Annotated in this window: 16 protein-coding genes; 9 read left to right on the forward strand and 7 right to left on the reverse strand. The window is 46.6% G+C overall.

Features of this window, described 5'->3' with window-relative positions; all coding sequences use genetic code 11:
* The first annotated feature begins 29 nt into the window (after positions 1 to 29).
* Positions 30 to 1,211: a putative glycoside hydrolase gene (locus tag MHI01_RS08345; protein ID WP_340982916.1), complete on the forward strand. Its 1,182-nt coding sequence runs from the start codon at positions 30 to 32 to the stop codon at positions 1,209 to 1,211.
* A 204-nt stretch (positions 1,212 to 1,415) separates the two neighbouring features.
* Positions 1,416 to 2,768 (forward strand): MATE family efflux transporter, encoded by a 1,353-nt coding sequence (locus MHI01_RS08350; protein WP_340982917.1) that lies wholly within the window; start codon positions 1,416 to 1,418, stop codon positions 2,766 to 2,768.
* Positions 2,769 to 2,851: 83 nt separating this feature from the next.
* Here the strand turns inward: MHI01_RS08350 and pfkA are convergent, their stop codons facing one another.
* Both pfkA and MHI01_RS08360 read right to left on the reverse strand, forming a co-directional pair.
* The gene (gene pfkA, locus MHI01_RS08355; RefSeq protein WP_036609663.1) at positions 2,852 to 3,823 is read right to left on the reverse strand and encodes a 6-phosphofructokinase; all 972 of its coding nucleotides are present in this window, start codon (positions 3,821 to 3,823) and stop codon (positions 2,852 to 2,854) included.
* A gap of 53 nt (positions 3,824 to 3,876) precedes the next feature.
* Positions 3,877 to 4,956, reverse strand: coding sequence for a tetraprenyl-beta-curcumene synthase family protein (locus MHI01_RS08360; RefSeq protein WP_017689390.1), 1,080 nt, complete (start codon positions 4,954 to 4,956; stop codon positions 3,877 to 3,879).
* Positions 4,957 to 5,135: 179 nt separating this feature from the next.
* Between MHI01_RS08360 and MHI01_RS08365 the strand changes: the two genes are divergently transcribed.
* On the forward strand, positions 5,136 to 6,476 hold the full coding sequence (locus MHI01_RS08365) for a multi antimicrobial extrusion protein MatE (RefSeq protein WP_340389991.1): 1,341 nt from the start codon (positions 5,136 to 5,138) through the stop codon (positions 6,474 to 6,476).
* A gap of 40 nt (positions 6,477 to 6,516) precedes the next feature.
* Positions 6,517 to 7,689, forward strand: coding sequence for an MFS transporter (locus MHI01_RS08370; RefSeq protein WP_340982918.1), 1,173 nt, complete (start codon positions 6,517 to 6,519; stop codon positions 7,687 to 7,689).
* Positions 7,690 to 7,844: 155 nt separating this feature from the next.
* On the opposite strand, the gene MHI01_RS08375 is transcribed toward MHI01_RS08370, so the two are convergent.
* Positions 7,845 to 8,042 (reverse strand): cold shock domain-containing protein, encoded by a 198-nt coding sequence (locus MHI01_RS08375; RefSeq protein ID WP_017689394.1) that lies wholly within the window; start codon positions 8,040 to 8,042, stop codon positions 7,845 to 7,847.
* 162 nt (positions 8,043 to 8,204) lie between these two features.
* On the opposite strand from MHI01_RS08375, the gene MHI01_RS08380 reads away from it, so the two are divergent.
* The 5 genes from MHI01_RS08380 (at position 8,205) to MHI01_RS08400 (ending at position 12,298) form a co-directional block, all read left to right on the forward strand.
* A complete protein-coding gene (locus tag MHI01_RS08380) occupies positions 8,205 to 8,438 on the forward strand; it encodes a hypothetical protein (protein WP_017689395.1) in 234 nt (77 codons plus the stop codon).
* 3 nt (positions 8,439 to 8,441) lie between these two features.
* Positions 8,442 to 8,627: a hypothetical protein gene (locus tag MHI01_RS08385; protein ID WP_036609669.1), complete on the forward strand. Its 186-nt coding sequence runs from the start codon at positions 8,442 to 8,444 to the stop codon at positions 8,625 to 8,627.
* Positions 8,628 to 8,840: 213 nt separating this feature from the next.
* Positions 8,841 to 10,631 carry an oligoendopeptidase F gene (gene pepF / locus MHI01_RS08390; protein ID WP_127543947.1) on the forward strand — a complete coding sequence of 597 codons (1,791 nt, stop codon included), beginning with the start codon at positions 8,841 to 8,843 and terminating at the stop codon, positions 10,629 to 10,631.
* A gap of 132 nt (positions 10,632 to 10,763) precedes the next feature.
* A complete protein-coding gene (locus tag MHI01_RS08395) occupies positions 10,764 to 11,144 on the forward strand; it encodes a LapA family protein (RefSeq protein WP_047842377.1) in 381 nt (126 codons plus the stop codon).
* 113 nt (positions 11,145 to 11,257) lie between these two features.
* Entirely contained in the window at positions 11,258 to 12,298 is a 1,041-nt protein-coding gene (locus tag MHI01_RS08400; protein ID WP_340982919.1) for a M42 family metallopeptidase, read from the forward strand.
* A 116-nt stretch (positions 12,299 to 12,414) separates the two neighbouring features.
* Here MHI01_RS08400 and MHI01_RS08405 read toward each other — a convergent pair whose 3' ends face one another.
* From MHI01_RS08405 to MHI01_RS08420, 4 genes are all read right to left on the reverse strand, one after another.
* Positions 12,415 to 13,353 (reverse strand): hypothetical protein, encoded by a 939-nt coding sequence (locus MHI01_RS08405; RefSeq protein WP_340982921.1) that lies wholly within the window; start codon positions 13,351 to 13,353, stop codon positions 12,415 to 12,417.
* 162 nt (positions 13,354 to 13,515) lie between these two features.
* Positions 13,516 to 15,447, reverse strand: a complete 1,932-nt coding sequence (locus tag MHI01_RS08410) for an ABC-F family ATP-binding cassette domain-containing protein (protein WP_340982922.1) — start codon at positions 15,445 to 15,447, stop codon at positions 13,516 to 13,518.
* A 60-nt stretch (positions 15,448 to 15,507) separates the two neighbouring features.
* Positions 15,508 to 16,086 carry a TetR/AcrR family transcriptional regulator gene (locus MHI01_RS08415; protein WP_036609680.1) on the reverse strand — a complete coding sequence of 193 codons (579 nt, stop codon included), beginning with the start codon at positions 16,084 to 16,086 and terminating at the stop codon, positions 15,508 to 15,510.
* Positions 16,087 to 16,099: 13 nt separating this feature from the next.
* A complete protein-coding gene (locus MHI01_RS08420; RefSeq protein WP_036609682.1) occupies positions 16,100 to 16,909 on the reverse strand; it encodes a DUF92 domain-containing protein in 810 nt (269 codons plus the stop codon).
* Positions 16,910 to 16,930: the final 21 nt, after the last annotated feature.

Here is a 16,930-nt window from a genome sequence, read left to right on the forward strand (position 1 = left end):
GGAATGCACACATAAGGGAGTGGAAATGAATGAACATGTTTTGGGCTTTAATGGCTATGGCCTTTGGAAGCTTTGGTGGTGCCCCCGCAGTGGCGGACCAGGGAAATCCTCAATTCCAATCGTTAACCAACAGTTTTAACACCGCAATTATCCAATCTCAAAAAGATCAGGTTGTTATTGATGCCGATAACCCACCTGCCAAAATTGATCCTCAACCTGATGCACCTGTGGTCAAAGGTATTTATGTAACGGCCTACAGCGCAGGCGGCGCACGTATGAAAGAATTGCTGGAACTGACAGACAGTACAGAACTGAATGCCATGGTCATTGATATCAAAGACGATCTCGGATACATAACTTATCCCACAGAAAACAAAGCGCTTCAGAAAATGGGTAAATCGCAACCTTTTATCCGGGATATCGATGCCTTGATGAAACGATTGCAAAAACATGAGGTCTACCCGATTGCACGTGTCGTTGTATTCAAAGATACGATTCTTGCCAAGAAAAATCCGGAGCTCTCCTTCCGTAACAAGGATGGATCTGTATGGGCAAATGGCAAAGGCGACAGCTTTGTGAATCCGTACAGCAAGGAAGTATGGGACTATAACATTGAGATTGCCAAGGAAGCTGCCAAGCTTGGATTTAAAGAGATTCAATTTGACTACGTTCGTTTCCCGGAAGGTTTCGAAACTCGAGCCGATGTACTGAAATATACCAAATCTGACAAGTCACGCGTCGATGTTGTGGCTGAATTCGTGCAATATGCACGCAAAGAGTTAGCCCCGCTAGGGGTCCGTGTCTCGGTTGATATTTTTGGTTATGCCGCTTCTGTACCTGCGGCTGAAGGCATTGGACAGGATTTTGTTAAAATATCCGAAAATGTGGATGTCATCTCACCGATGGTATACCCTAGTCACTATTCTACTGGCTGGTATGGGGTCAAGGACCCTGACAAAGATCCTTACACAACCATCAAGGGTTCAATGGAAGATACACACAAGAAACTGGACCCTACCAAAGAACTCAAACCTGTCATTCGTCCGTGGATCCAGGACTTCACAGCAAGCTGGCTGGGCAGTGGGCATTATGTCAAGTATGGCAAGAAACAAGTGGAAGACCAGATTAGAGCGATGAAAGACATGGATGTGCATGAATATCTGCTCTGGAATGCGTCCAACCGTTATTCATCAGGTGTACAATATAAGTAATCCGCACTCTTTCATACTTCTCATTTCATCCAACCTCGTTCTGCTTGAAGCGGAGCGAGGTTTTTTGGTGTTCATTTTTCTCTGTACACCCCTACTCTGCTTCTGTCCCTATTCAAATTGAACAAAATCCACTACAATAAATAGCTGTCCAGATATGACACTTGGATGACATCTCTTTAGAATAGCGAGGCACTGCCAGTGAACATGAACACAACAAGTTTTTCCCAAAAAGTGAAGCAATTCCTGATTATATTTTTGCCCATATTCACCACTCAAATTGCCCTCTCTGCCATGTCGTTCTTCGACACCAATATGTCAGGCAAGTTTTCTCCGGCCGACCTTGCAGGCGTCGCGATTGGCACAAGTCTATGGATGCCAGTTCAAACTGGACTAAGCGGGATTCTGATCGGTATTACACCTGTCGTTTCCCATCTGCTGGGTTCCAAACGTAATGATCAGATCGGGTATAACGTCATCCAGGCATTGTATCTTGGAATTGCTGTCAGTCTCGTCGTGATCGGAGCCGGGGCGTTGTTACTTGGCCCTATACTGAACGGAATGCCTCTGGAGCCCCGGGTTGCCCAAGTTGCCTTCTATTTTTTGTGTGCACTTGCTTTTGGCATTATCCCGCTCTTCGGATATACAGTGCTGCGCAGCTTCATGGATGCACTTGGCCAGACAAGGACTACGATGTTCATTACGTTGGTTTCCCTGCCCGTTAACATCTTTCTAAATTATCTGCTGATATTCGGTCGCTGGGGCTTTCCACAATTGGGCGGTGTTGGTGCTGGTGTTGCTACAGCATGTACATACTGGCTGATCTTTCTTATTAGTCTCTTTTTTGTCCATCGGGTCGAACCTTTCGCCCAGTATGGCATTTTCCGTCAATGGACCCGTGTATCATTGTCCAAATGGAAAGAGTTACTCAAGATTGGAGTGCCCATTGGATTCGCGACTTTTTTCGAAACGTCCATCTTCGCTGCTGTGACTTTAATGATGAGCCGTTTCGATACCACAACAATTGCTGCCCATCAAGCGGCGCTGAATTTCGCTTCTACGCTCTACATGTTACCTGTGAGCATATGTATGGCTCTTACGATCCTTGTGGGCTATGAGGCAGGTGCGGGGCGTCTGAGAGATGCCAGACAATACAGTCTGCTTGGAATTGGTGGAGCCATCGGACTCTCACTGCTGACAGCGATCGTGTTGATTGTGTTCGGCGAACAGATTGCAGGCGTGTATTCAAACGATCGGGAGGTCATTGCACTTACGCAGCATTTCCTTATCTACGCCATTTTCTTTCAGATCTCGGATGCGATTGCTACACCGACCCAAGGAGCATTACGTGGCTACAAAGATGTTAATCCGGCATTGATCATTACGTTTGTAGCGTATTGGATCATTGGTCTGCCTGTAGGTTACCTAACAGCTACGTATACTTCACTCGGCGCCTTTGGATACTGGATCGGGCTTATTGCCGGCCTTGCCGTAGGAGCAACAGCGCTTCTCTGGAGACTCTTCCTGGTACAAAAACAAGCCGCACTCCGCAAGGCGTAACATTGATATACTCACTCCGTGAAACAACAAAAAGAGCACAATCCACGTTAAAGCGGGATTGTGCTCTTTGCGTAAGAATCGAATTATTGGGACAAACGTTGTGCAAGCTCGTAAGTCACCATATCGAAATCTTTTTTTGTGTTAACCACTTTATCAATATCCGTCAGGGTAAGTTCACCCTTGATAATGCCACAACCTTTGTCTGTCTCGCCTGCGATCAGACTACGAACAGCGAAGTCGCCAAGACGGCTTGCCAAGTTACGGTCGAAAGGTGTTGGCGTACCCCCACGCTGAATGTGACCCAGAACGGTTACACGTGGCTCATACGTTGGGCAACGTTCCATCAGTTCTTTTGCTACATCCTCACCTTTGCCTACGCCTTCTGCAACGATGATAATACTGTGACGTTTGCCATGTGCAAAGTTAGCTTTCATCCGATCTGCTACTTCGTCCATATCAAATGGAACTTCTGGGACAAGAATCGTTTCAGCACCCGAAGCAAGTCCGGCATGCAGAGCGATATCCCCACAGTGACGACCCATAACTTCCACGATGGAAGAACGTTCGTGTGAAGACATCGTATCACGTAATTTGTTTACTGCATCAACTACTATGCTTACAGCTGTATCAAATCCGATGGTATAGTCGGTGAATGAAACATCGTTATCAATCGTTCCTGGCAGACCCATGGTGTTAATGCCCAGCTTGCTGAGTTTATTCGCTCCGTTGTAGGAACCATCCCCACCGATAACAACCAGACCGTCAATGCCACGCGCACGCAGAATGTCCGCACCTTTTTGCTGACCTTCAGCGGTATAGAACTCCTTGCAACGTGCCGATTGAAGAACCGTTCCCCCACGTTGGATGATATCCCCTACACTCCGCAAATCCATTGGGAAAATGTCATTATTCAAAAGACCCTGGTATCCACGTTGAACTCCAAATACTTCGAGACCGTGAAACAGTCCGCTGCGAACAACCGCACGAACAGCCGCGTTCATCCCCTGTGAATCACCACCGCTCGTTAATACTGCGATTTTCTTTACTGCTGTCATGATGTTTCTTCCTCCTCTAGTTTCACTTCAGGCTCCGCAATATCACACCTGACTTACATATTTTTCCGTATCCAGCGACTGAAAATGAAAAAAAATATTCTTGTGATCGGACTATTTTTCAGCAGACGTTTGGATACAACGCGAACTTCCTGTTGTTCGCTGACTTTGGGATCAGACAGGTAAATGGCAATCAGTCCTTCGATGATCATCCGGTGAAAGGAGCTTCCCGGAATCTTCTGCACATCGCTGCGTGCCATCTCCACAATAAAAGCAATTCGGTCCAGCATTGTCTCTACATTCTCATAATAGTTGCAGAAGTTGAGATCTCCCCCGATGCGGTCCTCATCCTGATCAATTAAATAATCGAGCATAATGTGCAATGCGCATACATGTGGGAAATAGGCCGTGTGGATCGAGGCCGCTTGCTCTTCAGTCAACTGATCGTCACTCGCAGCCAGAAACAGCATGAAAACGCCCAGTGTAGAGCCAGTTGCAGCAGCAAATTCGTTCCAACGAAACTGAGGTGTGCGATGGCGATGCTCCGACCACCATTCGAGCAGTGCCGTTTCTCTCAGTTCCGGCTTGATATGCTTATATACCTGCAGGTCCGTGTATAGGCCTGCCAGATCCTGAATTTGGGGCTTGGCGGACGTATAGCCTGGTAACTGACGGGTCAGTTCCTGACATGTGGTCACCAGATTCCGCAGATATCCGCCGTCATCCTGCTCCTCACGGAGGGCATAATAATTGACGGGAATTGCTTCGGGATCTACCGCATCAAGCATGGATTGATGGAGAAGACGAAAGTCATCCGGGTCCATCGACGTGCTGCGGTCGCACAGATTGTCCAAATAATCACTAATAGTTTGATATGAAACGATCAGCGGAATCAGAATGTGCCTGTTGGGCAAATCAGCCAATGCGTAGACGGTTCCGCCTTCACAGTGAAACTGTTTATCCTTCAGACTGGCAAGTGCCTGTGTACGCAATTCCTCATTCGGAATCGCCTCAGCTTGAGCACGCCATCCATTCAGTGCCTTCCGTGTTTCCGGAATGGTGTATTTGTACACCCCTCTCATCAATGCCAGCGGTCCACGCGGATATTGATGACGTTTTCGATTTGATTGGCTCAAAATAAATGTGCCTCCACTTGGTTGAATACGTATTAGAGCGATTTTTAACCATTCCTATTATAATATGATCCCCTTAATTGTACAAATGATCTGCCGCATATTCCGCATAAAAAATCGCATCCGCGCCCAAAGCTTTGTGATATACTAGGCATATTTCATCCATCAAAGGAGTCGTTGACATGTCGTCAAGTGAATCACTTTCGTGGAGACGGTTATTTTCTTTTTTTGTGCCACTTGGCATTTCCGCCTCTCTCGTCACCATTTCTCACGTCATCATAAACAGCACATTAGCACGTTCCGCTCATCCCGAGACGGTTATTGCCAGCTATGCCATCGCCGGTAGCTTGTTAACCCTCACGGAACGCCCCTCCACCCTGCTGCGGCAAACCTGTTCCGCACTGGTCCGCGATCGCCTTTCCTTTCAGGCCCTCACGTTTGTGACCAAAATATTTCTTGCCTGTGTGCTTCTCATTGGGTTTCTTATCGTATACTCTCCCGTTGGTACCGGGGTGTTCAAATACTTGTTTGGTGTAAGTCCGGATCTGCTGAACAAAGTCATCGACGTATATGAAATTCTCATGTATGTAAGTATCTTTTCAGTGATCCGCAACATCTATCAGGGGATCATCATTACGAATAACCGCACCAAGTGGTTAACCATCGGGATGGTATTCCGTTTAGCCGGAATGTACGGCCTATCCCTCTATTTCATATACACAGACAGCATTGACAGTGGACGTGTAGGCGCTATCATTTTTGCTACTGGCATGATGATTGAAGCGCTTGTCAGCTTTCTGGAGGGTAACAGCATCAAGCGCAAGATGCCAGCCAAGCTTGAGGATCATCCCGTCGAGAGCAAGGGAGACGTATTTCGCTTTTATAAGCCGCTGCTGTTATCCAGCTTTGTAGCGCTGTTCATAGGACCGGTTATTAACATCGTACTTGGCAAAACGACCGGGATCGCACTAGCCATTTCGTCCTTTGCCATAGCAAGCAGTCTGATGCAGTTAATGCTAAGCTTCTTTACATACATCCATCAGATCGTGCTGAATTTCTACCTTGTAGACGCCAAACTGGTACGAAAATTCGCACTTGTCACCGGATTTATTCCGTTTGCGATGATGGTGTCGATTGCCTATACCCCCTTGGGACCATGGGTACTCGAAAATGTCATGAGCGTTCAGGGCGAACTTTTGCAACAAAGTCTGTGGACACTGCGTGCGTTCGTCTTATTTCCGCTGATCTTCCCTTTTCTGGATTTCAGCAATGGCCTCATTCTGCTTCGCGGTCAGACAAAAACGATGTTTCGTTCGCAAACGGCGAATGCAATCTGCACGGTAATTGTGCTGCTTATACTGGTTAGTATTTTTCCTGCGTGGAACGGCATGATTGGCGCTGTTGCCCAATCCCTTGGCCTGCTCGCCGAACTCATCATTGTCTGGCTTGTTATCCGACGCACGAAGCAAGAACCTACGATGTCCGTGCCGAAAGTCCGTAAATCAACATCCCTGAAAGGGTAATAAAATCATTGAATTGTTATCAGGATTGGAGTCTCTCATCATGAAATTAAGTCACAACGCCCGCCCGGATCAGAACTGGCTGCGGGCTCTCATGTTCACCATCTTTGGTTCCACCGTTCTGGTGGTATCCTACTACCAGCTTTACTTCAGTCATCTGGGCTTCAGTCGAGCTGAGATTGGATATCTCTACGGAATTGGCCCCCTCATCTCTGTGTTCTCCAATATGTTCTGGAGCATGGCCAGCGACCGCTACCAAACGGTACGCAAAGTGATGATCATTCTGCTTGGTGGTCAATTGATCACAGGGATCATGCTCGCCAATGCAACAACTTTTGGTCAGGTATTTGTACTCGTGACCCTGTTTTACTTTTTCTATTATCCGGTCTATCCACTCTCCGATACGATGGCTATTACAACGGCCAGCAAGTACGGCCGAAATTTCACTTCCATTCGAGTCTTCGGATCGATCGGTTATGCCTTCTTTGCATTAAGTATCGGGTATTTCCTTGGATCTTTTGGTCCAGCATGGACGATTTGGGTCTGCGTTGGTCTTGCTGCAACTACACTATTGATCAGTTTTCAATTGAAGGATCAACCTTCGGGGAGCAGTAGCAAAATGGATCTATCTGGGTTATGGGCTATTTTGAAACGCAGAGATGTGCTCACCTTTTTTGGCTGTGTATTTTTGCTTGCCATGGGACATCGCATGAACGAAGCATTCCTTACCATCACGTTAAAAGATCTGGGTGCCAGCGAGGGGCTGATCGGCTGGTCTTTGCTGATCTCTTCCGTAAGTGAAATCCCCATATTTCTATTGCTCAGCAAGTATGGAAACCGTTATAAAGAACTGCCGCTAATTGCTTTTGCTGCACTGATGTATACGGTTCGTTTGCTTCTCATGTCTGTCTCCGATACACCTGCAGCTGTTGTTGCGATTCAGACGATGCACAGTGTTACCTTTGGTATTTTCTACGTTACGGCGGTCCGCTACATCATTCGCCTAGTTCCGGACGGCTACAGAGCTACAGGTATGGCTTTGTTCACCATTGTCTGGTCCAGTGCTTCGGGACTTCTTAGTGGAACGTTGGGCGGACTGCTGCTGGAACATGCAGGCAGACAAACCTTCTATCTCACCGCTATGGCTTTCTCCCTGGCTGCACTAATCGGTTTCGGATTGAAGTTATGGTCCAGCATGACCAATCGTGTCTCCTGAACACACAGGGAAACTTACATCGTATTCAACCGTTATTTACACTGAAAATGTTAGAATCAAAAAAAGCACAGCCTCCCTTGGGGGACTGTGCTTAGGTTCTTAATATTCAGCTATAAATTTATAATATATAAGAAGTCCGTTAGCCGGATAAATTCTTACAGTTTGTTTACGTTAGCTGCTTGAGGACCACGGTTTCCATCAGTGATTTCGAATTCTACCGCTTGACCTTCTTCCAATGTTTTGAAGCCATCTCCTTGGATTGCGGAGAAATGTACGAATACGTCCTCGCCGCCTTCAACTGAAATAAAGCCATAGCCTTTTTCTGCGTTAAACCATTTAACTGTACCTTTCAAATGAAAAACCTCCTAAAAATATCGCCATCTATGGCGAATACCCTTATTATACTGTATGGGCTTCCATTTTGCAATTTATCTTTCCATAAATGTCGAAAAAATTTGCTTTGAATCGTAGGGTACGGTATCATTTTACCAAAACCGTTAGTTTGGAGACTACCTATGATAAAAAAACATGAAATATACAAAACAGACAAGTGGAATATGATGACCGTAGAAGTTCAAGGCAAATATCTCGTACTGCGAGAAATTTCGGAAGAGTGGGGCGAAGAATGCCATACATTCCTTAGCCGTCCTGCATTAATGCACTGGGCTGAACGCCGTTTTCCAAAAGCAGATTTTGAGAACCGTGAGGATGAATGGCGTCAATTGATGGCTGCCTTCAAAGGGGTCTAACCCATGCAGCTTGACTCAAGCAATGTCGTCATCTTTATTATCCTTGCCTTCTCTCTTGGTATTGTGCTTATTCTGGGACGCAATTCCATCCCGGATCGATTAAGACGGGGAATGGCGCTTATTGCTACCCTGCTCATTTGTTTCGCCTTTTTCCTGATCGTTTATTTTCTGTATAACATGGGAGCCTAATCGCGGGGACCCAGATGCTCAAATATTTCAACGTGCCTAAGGTCATACTATACGAGATTATTCGTATCGTAAGGAGGAAGGCCGTTGAAATACCAGAAATCGCTATCTGTTATCCTGGTACTTAGTCTGATTCCTTCGTCTCTCTCCGCACAGGCAAGCGAGACGAAGGCAGCTTCGTCCATACATTCATCAGATCATCAAAGGAGGATTTCCATGAGTCAATTATTGAAACGTTCCGAGGTGCCGGCTGAACATAGCTGGAAACTGGAAGATTTATTTGCCGATCAGAAAGCCTGGGATCAAGAATATGAAGAAGTATCGTCTTTGACCAAGAAGGCCTCCGAATTCCAAGGCAAACTGAATCAACCTGATGTACTCAAATCTTGCTTCGAATTCGAAGATGAGATCAGCCTCAAAATAGAACGCCTCTTTGTGTACGCACGTATGCATCAAGATGAAGACACAGCGAATCCTACATATCAAAACCTGTCCCAAAAAGCCCAGAAATTAGGCGTACGGGTTGGTGAAGCACTTTCTTTTGTCACACCAGAGATTCTTTCCCTGCCGGATGATCAGTTGGACGCATTTATTGCGAACGAAAAACTTTCTGCTTATACATTTACGCTGGAAGAGATGAAACGCGAAAAAGCCCACGTTCTTAGCCAAGCAGAAGAGGCTTTGCTTGCACAGGTAGGCAACCTTTCACAAGCACCACAGACAATCTTCAGCATGCTGAATAACGCCGATCTCAAGTTCCCAAGAATCAAGGATGAACATGGTAACGAAGTTGAGCTGACACACGGCAGCTACATTCAGTTCCTGGAGAACCCTAACCGTGAAGTTCGCGAACGTGCCTTCAAAGCGGTATACGAAACCTATGCCAAACAGAAGAACACAATTGCAGCTGCCTTGAATGCAAATGTAACCAAAAATATGTTCTATGCTAATGTTCGGAAGTACCCTTCCGTGATGGAAATGTCCCTATATGGAGATAACATCCCAACGGATGTGTATACCAATCTGGTAGACACCATTCACGAGAGCCTTCCGTTATTGCATCGTTATATGGACCTGCGCAAAAAGTTGCTGGGTGTAGATCAATTGCACATGTACGATCTGTTCGCTCCACTCGTAGACGAATACAAAATGGATATTACCTATGAGGAAGCGAAACAAACGGTTAAAGACGGTCTGAAACCACTCGGCAAGGACTATGCTGACGCATTGCAGAATGGATATGATAACCGCTGGATCGATATATATGAGAATGAAAATAAACGTTCAGGCGCATATGCCTGGGGCGCTTACGGCACTCACCCGTATGTCTTGTTGAATCACAAAGATAACCTAAACAGTATGTTCACACTCGCACATGAAATGGGTCACGCTCTGCATTCACATTACTCGGATACAACACTTCCGTATCGTGATGCACAGTACACCATCTTCTTGGCTGAGGTTGCATCCACAACCAACGAAGCGTTGCTGATGGATTATCTGCTTAACAAATCAACAGATCCAAAGGAAAAATTGTATCTGTTGACGTATTATGCCGACCAATTCCGTACAACGGTATTCCGTCAGACCATGTTTGCTGAATTCGAGAAAATCATTCATGAACGTGCGGAACAAGGTGACGCATTAACACCACAATTGTTATCCGAGATCTATTATGATCTGAACGTTAAATATCACGGAGAAGGCATGGCTGTTGACAAAGAAATTGAAATGGAATGGGCTCGTATTCCCCACTTCTATAACAGCTTCTACGTTTACAAATATGCTACAGGCTTCTCCGCAGCAACAAGCTTTTCCAAGCAAATCCTGGAAGAAGGCCAACCGGCTGTTGACCGATATCTTGGCTTCCTGAAGAGCGGTGGCAGTGATTACTCCATCAACATTCTGAAAAAAGCAGGTGTGGATATGTCTACACCACAGCCAATTCGTGAAGCTATGAGTGTCTTCAAGGAACTGATTGAACAGATGGAGCAACTAACCAAATAAGGTTGTCTTTCCATGTGACCTGCATCCCTTGCCCGTTCGGGCAGGGGATTTTATCATCATTGCAAGATGCAACATACCCGAATATGGGTAATGCATATCTAGTTCTCAATTGTTCAACAAGGAGGCAACACCATGAAAATGCAATGGGCACTCATAGCAGGTCTTGTTTTTGCACTGCTCACGGGAATCTTTGCGGTTATTAATGTGGATTCCGTACAAGTCAACCTGTTATTTAACACGGTACAAATCCCGCTGATCTTGCTGATTCTCGGCTGTACCCTGATCGGTGGAATTATTGTAGGGTCATATGGCATCTATCGCCAATACAGACTGCAACGTGAGAATAAACAATTGAAATTGCGTGTATCTGAATTGGAAAGCTCCGCGACAAGCAAATCTACGTTGGATTCTTTCAAATCGATGGATTCGCTTGACTCAAATGAATCCGACAGCCTATTGGAGAATGATTCGATCCAGAGTCAGCGCAAAGGAAACCCTACGGGAACACTGTAACCAATCAGAGACAGCCTGCTGGCGAGTCAGGAATGGTAGTATCACATTCTCTCCCCCAGACAGGCTGTATTTTGTTTCACACCACACCCATGATCCGAGGAGGAAATTACACAATGAGTTTTACAATTGATGAATCATACGTTCTGTCTTTCCTGAAAAAATTGCTGGATACACCAAGCCCAAGTGGTTACACACATCATATTATCGAGATGATCCGGAAGGAAGCAGCCGCACTGGGCATCGCCTGTGAGCTGAATAACAAGGGCGGTGCGGTGCTTACATTGCCCGGACAGAACTCTTCCAAGACAATCGCTTTAAGCGCTCACGTGGATACGCTAGGGGCCATGGTACGCTCGGTTACATCCTATGGCACATTGAAGCTTACTTCTGTCGGTGGATTTTCCATGCAAAGTATCGAAAACGAATATTGCAGCATCCATACTCGGGATGGAAGAACATACACGGGCACCATTCTCTCCCTTCATCCGTCTGTCCACGTCTATCCGGATGCACGTACCTTTGAACGGTCCGAGAGCCATATGGAAGTTCGAATCGATGAGGTCGTCTCCTCCAAGGAAGATGTGTTGAAACTCGGGATCTCTGTCGGCGACTTTATCTCCTTTGATGCTCGCGCAGTCATCACGCCGAGTGGTTATATCAAATCACGTCATCTGGACGACAAAGCCAGCGTGGCTGCCCTCTTTGGCATCCTTGAGTCTGCACATCGTGAAGGCTGGAAACCATTACATAACGTCTCTCTGCTTATCTCGAACTATGAAGAAGTTGGACATGGCGCATCGTATATCCCTGCGGAAATCAGTGAAATGATCGCTGTAGACATGGGAGCTATGGGTGATGACCTGAGCTGTAAAGAAACCGACGTTTCTATATGTGCCAAAGATTCTTCTGGCCCGTATGACTACGATATGACCAGTCGTCTCATTGAACTGGCCAAACAAGATGGGATGAATTACGTCGTCGACATTTATCCCCACTATGGCTCAGATGGCAGTGCAGCATTACGCGGAGGAAACAATATCCGTGCAGCACTGATCGGTCCTGGAGTTCATGCATCTCATTCCATGGAGCGTACACATAAGGATGCTGTCCTGAATACGGCACGATTGCTCGCAGCCTACATTGCAACCAAGTAAAAAAGAATCATTGATCGACGAAATTGTCATGAATAACATCCACATGTTCGTCTAAGCAGAAGGCCCCTTTCAAGCACAATCGGTGTGCTTGGAAGGGGCCTTTGTTGTCATATCTCTTAATCTGCCTGTTCCACATATGCATGATATTTACTATCCAATATTTCTAACTCTGCCTTATGGTCACGCATTTCATTTCTTAGCACTTGCATGGTCTTCCTAACCGCGCTTAGTCCATCCTTCACCTGACGTTCGGCTTTGCGAATTTTGTCCTGAACCATCCAGTCCACGAAGAGGTTATCGAAGAAATAGTCTGCGAATGAAAGCAGACCTCCCAGATGCAGATCCGCGTGTACAGCCATCTCTACATCCTCCAGTTCCTTCTGAAAACGTCGTAGACGCTTACCTGCATCCATGATGGCGACCTGAGCGTCATCCATTCTTCCTCGCTTGATATGCGTGGAGATGACTCCACCGCCCATCATGTCATATATCCCCCAATTACCTGCCGAAGACAAAGCCTTCTCGGCACGTTCAAGAGCAAAGAGCAGATATTCTCCCTCCCGGAAAGCTTCATCCAGTTCCTGTAGCTCGCTCGCCAGATGTTCCCGATTCTCAGCCATCTGTTGCAATTCCGCATCCTGGTCCAGCAGACGACCTTCCTTCTTCCCCCACAGCGCGTTGTAATCGCTCTGCCAGTACTGATACTGCCGCCCGCCCTCCAACTCCTGCTCCACATGAATTCGTTGCTCCTGTACGTCTTGTAACATGCGACAAGCGGTGTCGTATGCAGCCTTGCTCTCCATGAGTTCCAGTTCTTCCTTCTCCAGCCGTTCTGTCTTCTTGCCAATCAATTGATAGAAAAATGCTGACAATGTCATACTGTTCAGTCGATCAACGTCCTTCTGCTCCTTCTGGAGATGCTCCAGACGACTTTTTACCTTTGCTTCCCATTCGCTTTCCTCCGTTTGAAGCTTCTCCAGACGTTTGGTCCATTTCTCGTAAATTCTCCCCTTTTCCTTGAGCACTGCCAATTGTTCATTAATTTCCTTATACATAAGTGTGGTGTTCTCTCCCTTCTATGGAATTCTTTACTTATAAAACGTTATGAACATACAGAACGTTTCACTTTAATGCGCAAATTTGCAGACAAAAAAACACCCTCTCCTCCTATGCGACATAATGTCACGAAGGAAAAAAGGGCGATGTTTAGTTATAAATTAAGACTTGCTCTGTTCAATCTGCTCTGCAAGTTCATTCAGAACGGTCCAGCGTTCCATCAATTCATCCAGATGACGTACAGCCTCAACCTGCTCCGCCATCAACTCCTGCAGACGGGCAGAATCACTAAACGACTCTTCCATCTCTTTGTTAATCCGGACAAGATTGGCTTCAGCCTTCTCAATATTTTCATCAATCTGGTCGTATTCACGTTGCTCCTTGAAGCTGAATTTCAACTTCGGTTTAGCCGCTGACACAGCAGGAGTCGTTTTCTCCGATGACTGCTTCACCTTCACCGCTCCTGTATCACTTTCCTGAGTAACTCCAGGTGCATTTTTCAGCATCCATTCCGCATACTCACTGTAGTCGCCGACGTGCACACGTACAGCACCGTTGCCCTCAAAAGACAGCACTTTATCCACAGTACGATCAAGGAAATAGCGATCATGGGATACGACAAAGACAACACCAGGAAAATCGTCCAGATAGTCTTCAAGTACAGCGAGTGTCTGGATGTCCAGATCATTCGTCGGCTCATCCAGCAGCAATACATTCGGAGCAGCCATCAGCACACGCAGCAGATACAGACGACGCTTCTCTCCACCAGAAAGACGGGAGATTGGCGTCCACTGGGATGCCGGAGTAAACAGGAACCGCTCCAGCATCTGGGATGCTGTAATCAGAGAGCCATCGGCTGTTTTCACATTCTCGGCCACTTCCTTGATGTACTCAATCACACGAAGGGATTCATCCATCTCCTGATGTTCCTGTGTGAAGTAGCCCAGATTGACCGTAGGACCAACGTCAACTACACCTGCATCAGGTTCCAACTTGCCAGATATCATCTGGAGCAACGTGGACTTACCACTACCATTCGGTCCGACAATCCCTACCCGATCTCCAGGTACGGCAATATAACTCAGATCTTCGATCAGCTTGCGACCACCCACGGATTTGGAAAGATGCTCGATCTCCAGAATCTTTTTACCCAAACGAGTGGAGCCAACCGATACTTCCAATGAACCCGAGCGCTGGATTCCTTGTTGATCTTTAAGTTGTTCGAAGCGATCAATTCTCGCTTTTTGTTTTGTCGTCCGTGCCTTGGCACCACGACGAATCCATGCAAGCTCCGTCCGAAGCAAGTTCTTACGCTTCTGTTCCGAAGAAGCTTCCCGTTCTTCGCGCTCCGCCTTCAGTTCCAGGAAACGTGTATAGTTCGCTTCGTATCGGAACAAACGTCCATGATCCAATTCCAGCATGACATTCGCCACACGATCCAGGAAATACCGATCATGCGTAATCATAAGCAGTGCGCCGCGGCGCTTCTGCAAGTACTGCTCCAACCAAACGACCGAATCATTATCAATATGGTTCGTAGGCTCATCCAGAATGAGCAGTTCACAAGGATGAATCAGTGCAGCAGCAAGTGCTACCCTTTTGCGTTGTCCGCCAGACAATGTGCCCATCAGTGCATCGAATTGACGAATACCCAGTTTGGACAAAATGCTCTTCGCTTCACTCTCCATCTGCCAGAGCTGAAGCTGCTCCATTTGCTGATTCAAACGTAATAACCGCTCTTGCAACGCTGGATCGGACGAATTCAGTTCCAATAATTCCATCGTTTCCGTATATTCACGCACGGTTCTCATTTCCATGCTGTCACCTTCGAATACTTGTTGCAGTACCGTATTATCCGGATTGAAGTCCGGATTTTGCGCCAGGAACTGAATACGTACGTCATTACCGATCGAGATCTGTCCCGCGTCTGCAGGTTCCATACCAGATATCACACGCAAAAACGTGGATTTACCGGTTCCATTTACCCCAACGACACCAATCTTGTCCTGATCAGCCATGCCAAATGAAGCATCCTTGAACAATATTTTTTCGCCATAACTTTTTGCAATTTGCTCTACCGTCATTATGTTCATTGCTCGTACCCACTTCTCTGTGAATTAAAATTCAATATTACGTACATCCGCGCACTTACTTTAAACTTGTAAAAAAGAGCGGCATCCATCCAGAAACAATGCTGCTGCAAAAGCAATTCGTTTGTTCAGATGTTCCTCATTAAACTCCGGATTCAACATGATATCCATCTTCAGCCGGTCCAGAATTCCAATATAGGCTTCAGCGAGCAATACAGGCTCAGGTACACTTGCACTTTCCAATACCTCACACACCATACTCATGTATTGATTCATGAATGCCTTCATGAATTTCATCAGATCCGGATCATTATTGGGTGCCATAAAAAAGAGCTTGGTATGATTGCGACGCTCATAATAATACGTAAGGTGGGTCTTGGCTATTGCTCCAAGTTTATCACCTGTGTTCTCATACGAGTTCAAAGCATATTCAAGACGACTGATAAAACTGTTACAATCCCGCTTGGATACTGCGATAAATAATTGTTCCTTGCTTTTGAAATATAAATAAATGGTGCCTTTTGCGATGCCGGCTTCGTCTGCAATATCAGACATTTTGGTCTCATAAAAACCTTTCGAGCCAAAAATACCATAGGCCGCATCCAAAATAGCCTCCGATTTGTCTCCCTGTACAGTGCTCAAAATGTACTCCCCCCTACAACGCCAAAATGTTACCTAAACCAATCGCCACACATCCGCCGATCACCGAGCTAAGCACGTTCACCAGGTCGTTACTCATCCATGCCCAGCCACGAGCCCGAACCGTTGGATGCCCGCAATGTTCATGTACCTCAACTTCACGGCCACACACAGTACAACGATACATCATCTGCACCGTTGCGCCCAGATAGGAATCGGCAAAAGCACCTGCCAACCCGCCTGCAAGACCGACAAAAGTCCAACTAAACAGACTAAGCCCTTCTATCCCGGCGATCCAGGAAAACAAGAATGCTCCCGCACCAATCAGAGCCCCGCCTACGGCTGCAGCCACGGTGCCAAGAAGTGAAACACCTCCTGAAGCACCTGGCGTAAGTACCTTCCACGTGAGAACAGAGCGCGGCGGCTTGCGACTGAGACTCCCAATTTCGGTTGCCCATGTATCCGATGTAACGGTAGCCATTACACCAATGAAAGCATACACCCATGCCGGATGTGGAAATATCCAGTATCCCAGACATAGGAACATGCCCATTCCACCATTGGCCATCACTTGTCCGGCATCCCGATTTCCTGACTTGGCATAGGATTTCTCCAGCTCCTGCTTCCGATCTTTACGAAACCTGGAGAGCAACGTTGAAGTAATGAAAAACAACAATAACGTGCCAAACCAGAACAGGTTACCCGCTCCGTAATATATCGTCCCCATCATGATGGCTGCCAGGCAGCCAGACAGGGTTAGCGACTTTTTCGCATAGGCAGCACCTGCCACCATAGAAGCGCATACGGCGCCAATAATCCAATCCATAATGTCTCCTGCATGCAGCGT

The sequence above is a fragment of the Paenibacillus sp. FSL M7-0656 genome (assembly GCF_038003225.1).
Classification (GTDB): domain Bacteria; phylum Bacillota; class Bacilli; order Paenibacillales; family Paenibacillaceae; genus Paenibacillus; species Paenibacillus amylolyticus.

Coding starts and splice junctions, on each gene's coding strand:
- MHI01_RS08345 (WP_340982916.1), top strand. CDS start 30: ATGAACATGTTTTGGGCTTTAATGGCTATGGCCTTTGGAAGCTTTGGT.
- MHI01_RS08350 (WP_340982917.1), top strand. CDS start 1,416: ATGAACACAACAAGTTTTTCCCAAAAAGTGAAGCAATTCCTGATTATA.
- pfkA (WP_036609663.1), bottom strand. CDS start 3,823: ATGACAGCAGTAAAGAAAATCGCAGTATTAACGAGCGGTGGTGATTCA.
- MHI01_RS08365 (WP_340389991.1), top strand. CDS start 5,136: ATGTCGTCAAGTGAATCACTTTCGTGGAGACGGTTATTTTCTTTTTTT.
- MHI01_RS08370 (WP_340982918.1), top strand. CDS start 6,517: ATGAAATTAAGTCACAACGCCCGCCCGGATCAGAACTGGCTGCGGGCT.
- MHI01_RS08380 (WP_017689395.1), top strand. CDS start 8,205: ATGATAAAAAAACATGAAATATACAAAACAGACAAGTGGAATATGATG.
- MHI01_RS08385 (WP_036609669.1), top strand. CDS start 8,442: ATGCAGCTTGACTCAAGCAATGTCGTCATCTTTATTATCCTTGCCTTC.
- pepF (WP_127543947.1), top strand. CDS start 8,841: ATGAGTCAATTATTGAAACGTTCCGAGGTGCCGGCTGAACATAGCTGG.
- MHI01_RS08395 (WP_047842377.1), top strand. CDS start 10,764: ATGAAAATGCAATGGGCACTCATAGCAGGTCTTGTTTTTGCACTGCTC.
- MHI01_RS08400 (WP_340982919.1), top strand. CDS start 11,258: ATGAGTTTTACAATTGATGAATCATACGTTCTGTCTTTCCTGAAAAAA.
- MHI01_RS08405 (WP_340982921.1), bottom strand. CDS start 13,353: ATGTATAAGGAAATTAATGAACAATTGGCAGTGCTCAAGGAAAAGGGG.
- MHI01_RS08410 (WP_340982922.1), bottom strand. CDS start 15,447: ATGAACATAATGACGGTAGAGCAAATTGCAAAAAGTTATGGCGAAAAA.
- MHI01_RS08420 (WP_036609682.1), bottom strand. CDS start 16,909: ATGGATTGGATTATTGGCGCCGTATGCGCTTCTATGGTGGCAGGTGCT.